General features: G+C 38.3%; 12 protein-coding genes. 11 read left to right on the top strand and 1 reads right to left on the bottom strand.

Features of this window, described 5'->3' with window-relative positions; translation table 11 throughout:
- The first annotated feature begins 132 nt into the window (after nt 1-132).
- From uxaC to ABES02_RS06840, 7 genes are all read left to right on the top strand, one after another.
- Nucleotides 133-1,536: a glucuronate isomerase gene (uxaC, locus tag ABES02_RS06810; RefSeq protein WP_430132441.1), complete on the top strand. Its 1,404-nt coding sequence runs from the start codon at nt 133-135 to the stop codon at nt 1,534-1,536.
- Nucleotides 1,537-1,574: 38 nt separating this feature from the next.
- Nucleotides 1,575-2,987: an NADP-dependent phosphogluconate dehydrogenase gene (gene gndA / locus ABES02_RS06815; RefSeq protein ID WP_430132443.1), complete on the top strand. Its 1,413-nt coding sequence runs from the start codon at nt 1,575-1,577 to the stop codon at nt 2,985-2,987.
- A gap of 213 nt (nt 2,988-3,200) precedes the next feature.
- Nucleotides 3,201-4,100 carry an AraC family transcriptional regulator gene (locus ABES02_RS06820; RefSeq protein WP_430132445.1) on the top strand — a complete coding sequence of 300 codons (900 nt, stop codon included), beginning with the start codon at nt 3,201-3,203 and terminating at the stop codon, nt 4,098-4,100.
- On the top strand, nt 4,097-4,984 hold the full coding sequence (locus ABES02_RS06825) for a sugar phosphate isomerase/epimerase family protein (RefSeq protein WP_430132447.1): 888 nt from the start codon (nt 4,097-4,099) through the stop codon (nt 4,982-4,984). Before ABES02_RS06820 ends, ABES02_RS06825 begins: the two co-directional genes overlap by 4 nt.
- A gap of 2 nt (nt 4,985-4,986) precedes the next feature.
- On the top strand, nt 4,987-6,147 hold the full coding sequence (locus ABES02_RS06830) for a Gfo/Idh/MocA family protein (protein ID WP_430132449.1): 1,161 nt from the start codon (nt 4,987-4,989) through the stop codon (nt 6,145-6,147).
- Between the two features lie 72 nt (nt 6,148-6,219).
- A complete protein-coding gene (locus ABES02_RS06835; RefSeq protein ID WP_430132451.1) occupies nt 6,220-7,224 on the top strand; it encodes a Gfo/Idh/MocA family protein in 1,005 nt (334 codons plus the stop codon).
- Between the two features lie 3 nt (nt 7,225-7,227).
- Nucleotides 7,228-8,088, top strand: a complete 861-nt coding sequence (locus tag ABES02_RS06840; protein WP_430132453.1) for a sugar phosphate isomerase/epimerase family protein — start codon at nt 7,228-7,230, stop codon at nt 8,086-8,088.
- A 131-nt stretch (nt 8,089-8,219) separates the two neighbouring features.
- On the opposite strand, the gene ABES02_RS06845 is transcribed toward ABES02_RS06840, so the two are convergent.
- A complete protein-coding gene (locus ABES02_RS06845; RefSeq protein ID WP_430132455.1) occupies nt 8,220-8,753 on the bottom strand; it encodes an ROK family protein in 534 nt (177 codons plus the stop codon).
- A gap of 357 nt (nt 8,754-9,110) precedes the next feature.
- Here ABES02_RS06845 and ABES02_RS06850 point away from each other — a divergent pair, with 357 nt between their 5' ends.
- From ABES02_RS06850 to ABES02_RS06865, 4 genes are all read left to right on the top strand, one after another.
- A complete protein-coding gene (locus ABES02_RS06850) occupies nt 9,111-10,379 on the top strand; it encodes a lactate racemase domain-containing protein (RefSeq protein WP_430132457.1) in 1,269 nt (422 codons plus the stop codon).
- A 21-nt stretch (nt 10,380-10,400) separates the two neighbouring features.
- Nucleotides 10,401-11,171 (top strand): SDR family oxidoreductase, encoded by a 771-nt coding sequence (locus ABES02_RS06855; protein WP_430132458.1) that lies wholly within the window; start codon nt 10,401-10,403, stop codon nt 11,169-11,171.
- Nucleotides 11,172-11,226: 55 nt separating this feature from the next.
- Nucleotides 11,227-12,027, top strand: coding sequence for an ATP-dependent sacrificial sulfur transferase LarE (gene larE, locus ABES02_RS06860; protein ID WP_430132460.1), 801 nt, complete (start codon nt 11,227-11,229; stop codon nt 12,025-12,027).
- Nucleotides 12,028-12,103: 76 nt separating this feature from the next.
- On the top strand, nt 12,104-13,576 hold the full coding sequence (locus ABES02_RS06865; protein WP_430132462.1) for a gluconokinase: 1,473 nt from the start codon (nt 12,104-12,106) through the stop codon (nt 13,574-13,576).
- Nucleotides 13,577-13,578: the final 2 nt, after the last annotated feature.

Raw genomic sequence — 13,578 nt, forward strand, 5'->3', positions numbered from 1 at the left:
TGATAAATTAGGTTTGTAATTAATTTGTTCATTAAACAAATTAAATGAATTAGTAGCGTTTTTTTATTAGACGATGTAAGGGTTTACAAGTATGCAGGGAATAATAGATTTACACATTTGGAGGGGATTATTATGAAAGCCTTTTTAGACAATCACTTTTTACTTAACACAGACACTGCAGTTAAACTTTATGAAAATGCTGCTGCAGGCCTATCCATTTTTGATTTTCACTGCCACTTAAATCCGCAAGAGGTTTGGGAGAACAAAGCTTATGAAAGCATTACACAAGTATGGCTTAGCGGAGACCACTACAAATGGCGTTTAATGCGGATGCATGGTGTAAGTGAACGATTCATCACAGGTGATGCGAGTGACTGGGAAAAATTTGCTGCATACGCTGAAACCGTTCCTCATATGATCGGAAACCCGCTATACCATTGGACACATATGGAATTGAAAATGTTTTTCGGGATTGAAAAAAGACTTACCCTGGAAACAGCTCGTGAAATCTATGATGAATGTAATGAGAAGCTTAAACAGCCGGATTTTAGACCAAGAGCCTTTATTGAAAGGTCAAACGTGAAGTTTATTGGAACAACTGATGATCCTGCTTCAACTCTTGAGTATCATCAATTATTAAAGAATGACGATACTTTTACAGCAATTATTGCCCCTACATTCCGTCCAGATGGTGCACTATTTATTGAGCGCCCTACATTTGCACCTTGGATTGAAAAATTAAGCGATGTTTCAGGAATTAAGGTGTACTCTTTAGAATCATTTTTACAAGCTTTAAAGCAGCGTGTTGATTACTTCCACGAAAACGGTGGCCGGGCATCTGACCATGACATTCAAAAAATGGAATTTGTAGAGCCATCCCAGGAAGAAGTTGAATTGATTTTCAATAAGAGACTGAGCGGTGAAGTTCTTTCAGAGGAAGAAGTGATTGCTTATCGGGCATTCCTATTAAAAGAGCTTGGAAAAATGTATGCAGAAAAACAATGGGTCATGCAGCTTCATATGGGTGCACTAAGAAATAATAATACAAAAATGAAAGAGCTTATTGGTCCAGATACAGGGTTTGATTCTGTAGGCGAGGAGAATTTTGCGGAGGGTATATCGCGTTTTCTTGATGCCCTTGATAAAGAGGATGCATTACCAAGAACAGTATTGTTTAATCTAAATGCGAAGGACAACGTAGTACTTGCTGGTATGATGGGGAACTTCAATGAGGAAGGTGTTCCAGGAAAAATTCAATTTGGTTCAGGTTGGTGGTTCCTTGACCATATCGATGGCATGGAAAAGCAAATGAAGGACCTTGCAAACGTTGGTCTCTTAAGCCATTTTATTGGAATGTTGACTGATTCTCGCAGCTTCCTATCCTACGCTCGCCATGACTATTTCCGCCGAATTCTATGCAATCTTTTAGGAGAATGGGTTGAAAGAGGATTAGTTCCGAATGATATGGTATTCTTAGAGAATATGGTGAGAAATATTGGCTATAACAATGCTGAGAAATACTTTTTACAACGTTAAGAAGAAAATAAAGCTTAAGAAAGATGAGGGATAAAAAGATGTCTAAACAACAAATAGGTGTAGTTGGTTTAGCTGTAATGGGGAAAAACCTTGCTTTAAATATTGAAAGCCGGGGCTATTCAGTTGCTGTGTTTAATCGTTCTTATGAAAAAACGGAAGAATTTTTAAAGAATGAAGCAGAAGGTAAAAACTTTGTCGGTGCCAGTACTGTCGAAGAGTTCGTCAATTCATTGGAAAAGCCAAGAAAAATATTATTGATGGTAAAAGCAGGAACCGCAACAGATGCGACCATTGATTCTCTTAAACCATACCTTGAAGAAGGCGATATTCTTATCGATGGTGGAAATACATTCTTCCAAGATACAATCAGAAGAAATAAAGAATTAGAAACAGCAGGTTTCCATTTTATTGGAACAGGAGTATCTGGCGGTGAAGAAGGAGCATTAAAGGGTCCTGCGATTATGCCTGGTGGTAAACAAGAAGCTTATGAACTAGTAAAACCTATTTTTGAAGCCATTTCCGCAAAAGTAAACGGAGATCCATGCTGTACTTATATCGGTCCAAATGGCGCTGGTCATTACGTAAAAATGGTTCACAATGGCATTGAATATGGCGATATGCAATTAATTTGTGAAGCATATTTTATTTTGAAAAATGTCCTTGGTTTAAATGCAGATGAGCTTCATGGAGTATTTGCAGAATGGAATAAAGGCGAACTAGATAGTTACTTAATTGAAATCACAGCTGATATTTTTACAAAAATAGACGAAGAAACTGGAAAGCCACTAGTTGACGTCATTTTGGATACAGCTGGCCAAAAAGGTACAGGTAAATGGACAAGCCAAAATGCTTTAGATTTAGGAGTGCCGCTGCCAATCATTACGGAATCTGTATTTGCCCGCTTTATTTCCGCTATGAAAGAGGAACGTATTCTAGCTAGTAAAACCTTGAATGGACCTGAGATTAAACCATTTGATGGAAATAAAGTAGAATTGATTGAAGCAGTTCGTAAAGCATTATACATGAGTAAAATTTGTTCTTATGCACAAGGCTTTGCGCAAATGCGTGCGGCATCTGAGGAATATGATTGGAATCTTCGCTACGGAGATATCGCGATGATTTTCCGAGGCGGCTGTATTATTCGCGCACAATTCCTGCAAAAAATTAAGGATGCTTACGACCGTGAACCTGAATTAGCCAATCTTTTATTAGATTCTTATTTTAAAGAGATTGTTGAAAGCTATCAGAATGCACTCCGTCAAGTTCTAGCTGTTGCAATCGAACGCGGAATTCCGGTTCCTTCATTTGCAAGCGCGATTGCTTACTATGACAGCTATCGTACAGAAACGCTTCCAGCTAATTTACTGCAAGCACAACGTGACTACTTTGGAGCTCACACGTATCAACGGGTTGATAAAGAAGGAGTTTTCCATACAAACTGGATGGAATAACTTGGTCTACAAAAAGAGACAAAACTAACCAATTAATGGTCGGCTTAGTCTCTTTTTTTTTCTGAAATTAATATATAAAAAGCAATTTCAGTCAAAAATAACTAAAAATAACGCAGTTTAAGAGAATGATTTTTATCATCATTTTTAATAAAATAAAAGTATGTTCAGTTAACAAACAAATATGTTAACGCTTACTCAAGAAGGTGTGAGATCATGAAACTAATGGATGATTGGATAAACGCTAATTATCGGGTTCAAGGTGTAGAATCCAGTACTTTTCAATTTCATTCACACCAGGAATATGAGATTTACTTTTTCCATTCTGGAGATTGTAAGTATTTAATTAACAATCGAATTTATGAATTACAGCCGGGGGATATCATCCTATTGGATGGTTTAACCCTGCATAAACCAAATCCAAGGCCTGGAAGCACGTACACTAGGAGTATGCTTCATTTTTCCCCCACCTGGTTAGATGAGATTTTGTCAGCTCTTGGAATGCCTTATTTGTTGGATCCGTTTCAAAAGTTAAATAATTATTTGCTTCGTACCGGGTATGATGAATCAGGGCAATTTGTTGATGGAAGAATCAAGAAAATTGCAAGCCTAACCTCAAAAATGGATGAGGAAAAACAGCGAACTGGCGAGAAATGCAACCACATTGAAGCAGAAGTGAGACTTGAACTCGTTCAATTGTTGTTAGGAATCTATAAAATGAGTCAAAAGGATTTGGCACAGCTCCCAAGCAAAAAGACTGATAAGGAGCTTCATGCCGAGTCGATTGCCTCTTGGATTAATGACCACTATTCCGAAAAAGTTACGTTAGATCGAATGGCGGATGAACTGAATTTGAGTAAATATTATACTTCTCATGTTTTTAAAGAAGTAACAGGATTTACGATCATGGAATATGTGATGGGCTGCCGTCTAAACCAAGTAAAGTATTTACTTGAAATGGAACCAGATCAAACGTTATCTGAAGTTGCTCGTGCAACAGCCTTTGAAAGTATGGCCCATTTCAGCCGTTTTTTTAAAGAAAAGGTGGGGATAACACCGTCTAGTTATCGAAAGAATAAACGAGTTACTGTAAAAAGGGAGGATTCGAATTCATGAATCAGGATTTATGGATTTCTGGTTTTTCAGATGAAATCTCATCTGATTTTGATACTCAACTCAGGGTTGTTTCAAACCTTGGTATGCGTTATCTATCATTACGTGGAATTGATGGGAAAAATATTGGCGACTACTCTGTCGCTGAAATCAAAGATAATGTACAACCACGTTTACAAAAAGCCGGGATTAGCGTTTCTTCAATTGGTTCGCCAATTGGAAAGATATTTATCAATGATGACGAGGGTTTTGCCAAACAAAAGGTGATGCTTGAGGAGCTTTGCCAAATTAGTAATTTACTAGATTGTAAGTATATCCGTATTTTCAGTTTCTATATTCCAAAGGGTGCGGACGCTGATTCTTTTCGAGAGGATGTAATCAGTAAGTTAAAGCATTATGCAGAGATTGCTGCGAAATATAATGTCATATTATTACACGAAAATGAGAAAGACATTTATGGCGATATTGCAAGACGCTGTCATGAGATTTTGAAAGCGGTTGATTCTCCAAATTTTAAGGCGATATTTGATTTTGCTAACTTTGTTCAATGTGGCGAGAACACTCAAGTTTGCTACGACTTACTTAAAGATGAAGTCGTTTATATACACATTAAAGATGCTGTAACAGCCGATAATCAAAATGTTGTCTGCGGAACAGGAGAAGGAAAAATTCCAGAACTTCTTTCACAATTTATTAAAGCAGGCTATAAAGGCTTCTTAACTCTAGAGCCTCATTTGGTTCGGTTTGATTCTTTAAAGGATTTAGAGTTGGAAGATGCTACTGAAATTATCAAGGATAACAAAGACCTTGATGGGGCAAGCGGATATAAGCTTCAATATGAAGCACTTTTAGACATTCTTAAAAAAATTGAAAGCGAGGGAATTTAATTATGGCAGATGTAAGATTAGGGATTATTGGATTAGGTGCAGAAGGTGGTATGTATGCTAACTTCATCGCTGAAGGCAAAGTTAAAAACATGGTAATTGGTGCGATCTGTGATAATGATCCTGCTAAAAAACAAGTAGCAGAAGAGAAGTATCCTGGTGTTCCTTTCTACGATAATTATATCGAAATGCTTGGAAGTGGTGACGTTGATGCAGTCGTTACAACTGTTCCGCATTATCTACATCCTGAAATGGGAATCGAATCACTAAAAAGAAACATTCATGCATTAGTGGAAAAACCAGCTGGTGTTTATACAAAACAAGTGAAAGAGTTAAACGACTTTGCAGCAACAAAGCCTGAACTTAAGTTTGCAATCTTCTTTAACCAGCGTACAAATCCACTTTATAAAAAAGTAAAAGAACTTATTGATAATGGTGAGATTGGCAACATTCGCAGTACCAACTGGATTATTACTACCTGGTGGAGACCTCAAGGGTACTACAATCAAAGTGAATGGAGAGCAACTTGGGGCGGAGAAGGCGGCGGTGTCCTTGTAAACCAAGCACCACACCAAATTGATTTACTTCAATGGATTTGCGGCATGCCGAAGAAGGTTTATTCAAAAGTAAACTATGGCTATCAAAGAGATATTGTTGTTGAAGACGATGTGACTGCAGTATTTGATTATGGAAATGGTGCTACCGGTGTATTTGTAACTCGTACACACGATGTAGTGGGGACTGACCGTTTAGAAATCCTGGGCGATAAAGGAAAAATCGTGGTAGACGATAGTAAGAAAGTAACCATCAAGCGCCTGAAGAAATCTGAAAATGAAATGAGCAATTCCATGGATATGTCAGATGTTATGAAGCTGTTTATGGGCGGCGGTGCAGGTGATATTTTCACTGAGGAAGTACTTGATTTTGGTAATGTTTGGGGCGAACAGCACATTGCTGTATTAGATGACTTTGCTTCTGCTATTGTGGAAGGCACCCCATTATTAGCACCTGGCAGTGACGGTATTAATGGTGTTAGACTTGCAAATGCTATGCACTTGTCAAGCTGGTTAGGCAAAGAAGTAGAAATCCCATTTGATGAAGATTTATTCTTAGAAGAATTAAATAAACGTATTGCCGAAGAAGGCAAATATCCGGTTAGAAAGTAATCAATCACATGAAACGAACTCGGGGCGTCCATCCATGGCGCCTGAGTTCGTTTCAAAAAGGGGGAAAAGCTTATGTTAAAAGCAGCATTAATTGGGCTAGGAGACATTTCTACTATCCATCTGCCAGCCATAAAAGCAAACCCGAATGTTGAACTGATTGCAGTTTGTGATTTGGACGAAGGTGCTAGAAACATTGTTCCGGAAGCGCGCTTTTATACAGACTATCAAGAAATGTTGGAGTCGGAAGAGCTAGATGTCGTTCATATCTGTCTGCCACATTATCTGCACAATCCCGTGACGAAGACATGTGTCGAAAAAGGGGTCCATGTATTTCTCGAAAAGCCGCTTGGATTAAATACGGAAGAAGCGCTAGAGATAGTAGAACTTGAACATAACCATCCGGATATAAAAATTTGTGTTTGTTTTCAAAACAGATACAATGAGTCCTTTGAAATGCTCCAAGAAATTGCACAAAGTGGTGAGTATGGCAAGATTGTTGGAATTAAAGGACTTGTTGCTTGGCATAGACCTAAATCCTACTATGATGTGAAGCCATGGCGCGGTCAAATGAAATATGCCGGCGGCGGGGTTATGATTAATCAAGCGCTTCATACGATGGATTTAATGCAGCTGCTTGGGGGAAGGATTGAATCGATCCGCGGCAATGTTGATCAGTTACTGGACTATGAAATCGAAGTGGAAGATTCAGCGTCAGCACGCATTCAATTTGAAAACGGTGCCACTGGCTTATTTTTTGCTACTAATGCAAATGCCGTGAATTCGAGTGTGGAACTTCAAGTAATTTTTGAAAAAGGTAAATTCACGATTAAAGATAGTATTTTAACTAGAGTAAATGAAGACGGAATGAAGGAAGAATTAGTTGAGGATGCAAAAGTCCCAGGAACTAAATTTTATTATGGTGCCAGTCATAAGAAGCTAATTCACTTATTTCATCAATGTATTGAAGATGGTACGAACAACTATGTACACGCCAAAGATGCAGCGATATCGATTCAAATGATTGATGCAATCCGTAAGTCTTCTGAATCAAAACAAACAGTCAAAATGGAGGGATAAACAATGGAAAAAGGTAAAATTGGCGTTCAAATGATGATGCTTAAGGACAAAGTGGAAGAACTGGGTGCCTATGAAACCATGAGAAAAGTTAGTGAGCTTGGCTATCATTCAGTAGAAGTTTCGCAAATTCCCATGACTCCAGAAAATGTTTCAGAATTAAGAAGAGCAAGTGTAGACTTTGATATTAAAATTGCTGCAATGTCAGCTGCTTTAGAGCCAATGCTTCCAGGAGCTCCTGGAGAGACCTTGACGAATGATTTTGATAAAATTGTGAGTGATTGTAAGGCGCTAGATTGTAATTTCCTACGTATCGGTATGCTTCCATTAACCGTTATGGGCCATAAAGATAAAATTATGGAATTTATTGAAAAAGCAGAAGCAATGGCTCATAAATTAGCTGAGCAGGGTATCGAATTATACTACCATACCCATCACCTTGAATTTCAAAAATATGATGGAGTCTATCTGTTGGATCTCATGAAAAATAACACATCGAAGCTTGGCTTTGAACTGGATGTTCACTGGATCCAAAGAGCTGGCGAAAATCCTGTCGAGTTCGTTAAACAATATACTGGTCGAATTTCGTTATTGCACTTAAAAGATTATCGTATCGGACAGATGGATTTAAGTAACGTCGACTTTAAAGATATGTCCAAATTTATGCAAATCTTTACGAATACAATTGAATTTGCAGAGCTTGGCGAAGGGAACCTTGATATTAAAGCAATTGTGGAAGCGGGACTTGAAAGCGGGGCACAGTATTTCTTAGTTGAGCAAGATAACACTTACGGCCGCGATCCGTTTGAGTGCCTTGAGATCTCTGCTAAACATTTGAGAGAATTGGGTTATTCCGACTGGTTTTAAGAATAAGTGAGAAGTAGGCAGATGTAGGATGCTGTCTGCTTTTTTTATTTTTAAATAAAGAAAAAACCAATTCACTATTATTTTTGTGAATTGGTTCTTACTAGTTGTGAAAGATATTTTTCCATTTATTTTTAAATTGAAGCCACGGACAAACTTATTTCCGAAACCTCTAAAAAATTCTTAATTCCTAATGCACAGGCTCCCATGATACAGGCCTTTTTTCCAAATTCTGAAATCACCAGTTCTCGATAATGGCCAACTGAAGAATTCAATTGCTTCTTAATTTCTAATATGGCATCAGGATACAAACGGAGCAACTCGCTATTGATCACGATAATCTCAGGATTATATAGATTAATAATATTATTTAGTCCGACGGTTAAGAATTTAATAAACTTTTTAATTTGACAACAAGTAATGGGTTCCTGATTGTAAATCCAATCTTTCAATGCTTCAAAGCTAATGACGTCAATATTTTTTATTTCGGCTAATTGCTTAAAAAAACTGGCTTCAGAAGCATATTGTTCAAAACAACCCAACTTTCCGCATCTGCATGGTTTTCCTTCCGGAACGATAATCATATGCCCAATCTCTCCCGCATAACCATGATATCCTTTCAGCCATTGGCGATCCACCATCATTCCAAGTCCAATCCCTGAATACAAACTTACCGATAATAAGTTTTCACTTTGATGGTGTTTATAGACGATTTCAGCAACGGGAAATCATCCCATGCTCGAAAATTTTGCTGAGAATTAAGGAACGATTGATTTTTTTGATATATGCAGCATCTCCGGTGACCATATTTTCCTCCTTGAAAAGAACATATCCATTGACGTTTTTAAGCTATAATGATAATATACAAGTAATTAATTTGTTTAGTAAACAAATTATATGAAAACATTTTTTAAACTTCATTATGTAAGGGATTACACCTGAATTTAATTTTAAAAAAAGAAATGATTACATGGAATATTATCCCGTGTGGAACACTTTATACGACGAAAAGGAGTGAGATATCCATGGGTATTCTGCAAGAATTATTAAAAGATATTCCGGTACCTAAAATGGCCAAAGTGCAAGTAAAGTTTGATGATGCTATGATTGATAATCTCGGTAAAGAACTGTTGGAAAAATTGCAGCGGGAAGATATCGAGAAACAAATCAGGCCAGGGATGGAAATCGCGATAGCGGTGGGAAGCCGAGGCCTTGACCGCCTCGTCGAACTTACTGCTGTAACCGTCCAATTTTTAAAAGAATTAGGAGCAAAACCCTTCATTGTGCCAAGTATGGGAAGTCATGGCGGTGCGACAGCAGAAGGACAGCGAGAAGTATTAGCGCATCTTGGAGTTACAAAGGAAAGTGTCGGCTGTGAGATTCGCTCATCGATGGAAGTCATAAAAATTAGCGAATTGCCGAATGGGCTGCCAGTTTATATTGATAAATACGCTTCTGAAGCTGATGGAATTGTGGTTATCAATCGAGTGAAACCACATACGGCATTCAGGGGACCAGTAGAAAGCGGCATCATGAAAATGATTAGTATTGGTCTAGGCAAACAAAAAGGGGCAGAAGCCTGCCATCAAATGGGATTTAAGTATATGGCCGAAAATGTACCGGCAATGGCAAAAATTATTATGGAAAAAACACCATTCCTTTTCGGAGTGGCATCGATTGAAAATGCCTTTGACAAAGTCGCCATAGTAGATGTATTGACAATAGATGAAATTATCGAAAAAGAACCGGAACTACAGAAACAAGCGAAAGCATTATTACCGAAATTATTTTTTGATCAAATAGACGTCCTTGTAATCGATGAAATTGGAAAAAATATCTCTGGTGATGGAATGGACCCAAATATCACGGGCCGCTATCCAACCCCATATGCATCAGGTGGTCCTGATGTAAACAAAATGGTCGTGCTTGATGTTACTCCGCAGTCTGAAGGAAATGCCAACGGGGTGGGAACGGCGGATTTTACCACCCAGCGCCTGGTAGACAAAATGGATTTAGAAGGAACCTATGCCAATGGTTTAACGTCAACCGTTGTCGCTCCTACAAAAATTGCAACCACCTTGCCTACCGATAAGCAGACGATTCAAGCGGCTATAAAGACATGCAATATCTTGGATTTTAAGACAGTTAAACTCGTACGAATCAAGAATACGTTAAAGCTTAGTGAAATCGAAGTGTCGGAACCGTTGCTCGGATATATAAAAAATCATCCAAATATGGAGCAAGTATCAGAAGTCTATGAAATTCCTTTTGATGAAAAGGGAAATTTATTCTAAAAAATATGGGGGAGAAGAAATATGACAAACTTATTTGATTTGACTGGAAAAACAGCAGTAGCAATTGGGGGAAATGGTGTTTTAGGTTCGGCGATGGCAAAAGGATTAGCAGCCCACGGTGCCAAAGTAGCAATTGTCGGCCGTAATAGTGAAAAAGCAGAAGAAGTTGTCAAGGAAATTGAACAAAGCGGCGGAGAAGCAAAAGCATTTGCTGCGGATGTCAGTTCTAAGGATTCACTATTGAATGCTGCAAACGAAATAGAACAATGGTCCGGCGGCTGGGATATCCTTTTAAATGCACCAGGTACAAATAGTGCGACTCCATTCTTTGAACTAGGAATGGATGAGTATGATAAAATCATGGATATTAACCTAAAAGGGATTGTGTTAACCTGTCAAATTTTCGCCAAAAGAATGATCGAACAGGAGAGAAAGGGCAGTATTATTAATATTTCATCTGTCTCTTCCACAACACCTCTTTCTAGAGTATTTACGTACTCCGTATCTAAAGCAGGACTAAACAGTGTTACTCAATTTTTAGCCCGTGAATTTGCTCCAAACGGAATTCGTGTGAATGCCATCATTCCAGGTTTCTTTCCGGCTGAGCAAAACAGAAAAATATTAGATAAAGAACGAATTGAGTCCATTATGAGACATACTCCAATGAATCGTTTTGGGGAAGCGGAAGAGCTTCAAGGAGCAACCGTTTGGCTTGCATCAGAAAAAGCTTCAAGCTTTGTAACAGGAGCTATGATTCGAGTGGATGGCGGCTTTGGAAGCATGACAATTTAATAAGACACATAAATATATAAAAGTCAATGTCTTTAACAAGAGAGGAGAGGGGACCATGCAGATAGAAAAGTATGAAAACCTACAGTCTATTCTCCGGGATATGAAATCAGTAGTTGTCGCATTCTCAGGCGGTGTCGATAGTACGTTTCTCTTAAAAGCAGCGGTGGAAACTTTAGGGCGTGACCAAGTATTAGCCGTAACGGCAGACTCAGAAACCTATCCTTCCAGCGAACTTGAAGAGGCTAAAATTCTCGCTGGAAAAATTGGTGTTAAACATCAGGTAATTGAAACATCAGAATTAGCGATTCCTGGCTATGCAGAAAACAATAAGAATCGATGCTATTTTTGTAAAAGCAGTTTATTTGATCACTTAATTCCGGTTATGGAAGAAAAGGGATTTCAAAATGTGATTTATGGTGTTATTGCCGATGATATGAATGAACACCGACCAGGTATGCAGGCTGCAAAAGAAAAAGGAATCCGCGGACCGCTTCAGGAAGCAAATCTTTTTAAAGAAGAAATAAGGGAACTTTCCCGGAATTTCGATTTACCGACCTGGGATAAACCATCGTTTGCCTGTCTATCTTCACGGATTGCCTATGGTGAATATATCACGAAAGAAAAGTTGACGAAGGTTGAAAAAGCGGAGAGCTTTTTAAAATCATTTAATATCCGTCAGGTACGTGTTCGAACACATCAAGAGATTGCTAGAATTGAAGTAGAGCCAAACGATATGAAAATCCTTCTGGAAAACCATGATTCAATTGTCAAGGAACTTCAAGCATATGGCTATAAATATATAACATTAGATTTACTTGGTTATCAGTCTGGCAGTATGAACAAGGTTTTATCCTAATTTCAGCAACTAAATGAAAAGGCTTTGGAATCATCCAAGGCTTTTTCTTTTAACAAGTAAAGAAGGAAGATGAAACATGTTAAAAGAGTATGTAATGGGTCTTGATATTGGAACAACAAGTGTAAAAGCATGTGTTTTTAATTTAACTGGAACATTAATCGCGGAAACAGAAGAGATGATTACATCCTATTATCCTCAGCAGGGGTGGGTGGAGCAAGATCCAGTTGAAATCGAGCGATTAGCTGTTCAAGCGATCAGGAATTCTATTAAGAAAGCAAACATCGATAAGAATGAACTACTGTCGATTGGAATTTCAGCTGCGATGCATTCTCTCGTTTGCGTTGATAAAAATAAAAAGCCGCTATCACCAGCGCTCATTTGGGCGGATGGAAGAGGCCATGAACAAGTTGACAAAATTTTGGAGACCACTGGGAATAAGCATTATTTAAACACTGGTGCACCAATTCATCCGATGACACCATTCATAAAACTTATATGGATGAAAGAAACAAACTATGAACCTTATAAACTAGCAGAATACTTTATGTCGATAAAAGAGTATCTGCTTCAATGTTGGTTTAACAAGCGGGTCATTGATTATTCGATGGCATCTGCTACCGGGCTGTTTAATCCAACGACCCATACCTGGGATGAGGAATTATTAACTTTAACGGGAGTAGACGAACATCAGCTATCGGAAATCGTTCCGCCTACTAAAATATTAACTGGTATTAATTTGGCCATATCGGAAGAAATGGGCATTCAGCCTGCTATGCCTTTCGTGATTGGAGCGGCTGACGGGCAGTTGGCAAACTTAGGAATTGGGGCGATTCTCCCTGGTGAGGCTGCTGTTTCAGTAGGGACAAGCGGAGCGATTAGACAATTTACAAAAGGCGTAAAAATTAGCAGTAACCAAGAAACCTTTTGTTATTCCTTTACCGAGAATACTTCCATCATTGGGGGTCCAACGAATAATGGCGGAATTGCCCTACAATGGTTAAAGGATCTCTTGAACTACGAAGGAAGTTACGATGAGTTTCTTGCAGAAGCTGACAAGGTTGCACCTGACGCGGATGGGATTATTTTTCTACCCTATTTAAACGGAGAAAGAGCACCGCTTTGGAATCAGCAGGCCAAAGGGAATTTTTATGGAGTTTCCATTACTCATAAAAAAGAACATTTTATTCGTGCTGTGCTAGAAGGAATTACTTTTAATCTATATCAAATTGGGAAAGCTTTAGAAAGGTTAGTCGGTGAGCCCCATAAGATTTATGTAAATGGCGGTTTATCAAGGTCTCCTTTATGGCTGCAAATGATGGCAGATGTATTTGAGGCTGAAATCTATGTTTCAGAAAGTCATCATAGTGCAGCATGGGGGGCAGCATGGACAGCTTTAGTGGCAACAGGAAAAGTAAATTCTTATGAAGAGATTAAAAGTAATATTCCAATGGGAGAAGCCATTATTCCAAACAAGGAAAACAGTGAAATTTATAAAAAGGTTTTTGAGAAATATGAAAAGCTGGCACAAGATATAGCAAAGTATTTTTAAAG

Source organism: Neobacillus pocheonensis, from assembly GCF_050477905.1.
GTDB classification, from domain to species: Bacteria; Bacillota; Bacilli; order Bacillales; family Cytobacillaceae; genus Neobacillus; species Neobacillus pocheonensis_A.

Coding starts and splice junctions, on each gene's coding strand:
- uxaC (WP_430132441.1), top strand. CDS start 133: ATGAAAGCCTTTTTAGACAATCACTTTTTACTTAACACAGACACTGCA.
- gndA (WP_430132443.1), top strand. CDS start 1,575: ATGTCTAAACAACAAATAGGTGTAGTTGGTTTAGCTGTAATGGGGAAA.
- ABES02_RS06820 (WP_430132445.1), top strand. CDS start 3,201: ATGAAACTAATGGATGATTGGATAAACGCTAATTATCGGGTTCAAGGT.
- ABES02_RS06825 (WP_430132447.1), top strand. CDS start 4,097: ATGAATCAGGATTTATGGATTTCTGGTTTTTCAGATGAAATCTCATCT.
- ABES02_RS06830 (WP_430132449.1), top strand. CDS start 4,987: ATGGCAGATGTAAGATTAGGGATTATTGGATTAGGTGCAGAAGGTGGT.
- ABES02_RS06835 (WP_430132451.1), top strand. CDS start 6,220: ATGTTAAAAGCAGCATTAATTGGGCTAGGAGACATTTCTACTATCCAT.
- ABES02_RS06840 (WP_430132453.1), top strand. CDS start 7,228: ATGGAAAAAGGTAAAATTGGCGTTCAAATGATGATGCTTAAGGACAAA.
- ABES02_RS06850 (WP_430132457.1), top strand. CDS start 9,111: ATGGGTATTCTGCAAGAATTATTAAAAGATATTCCGGTACCTAAAATG.
- ABES02_RS06855 (WP_430132458.1), top strand. CDS start 10,401: ATGACAAACTTATTTGATTTGACTGGAAAAACAGCAGTAGCAATTGGG.
- larE (WP_430132460.1), top strand. CDS start 11,227: ATGCAGATAGAAAAGTATGAAAACCTACAGTCTATTCTCCGGGATATG.
- ABES02_RS06865 (WP_430132462.1), top strand. CDS start 12,104: ATGTTAAAAGAGTATGTAATGGGTCTTGATATTGGAACAACAAGTGTA.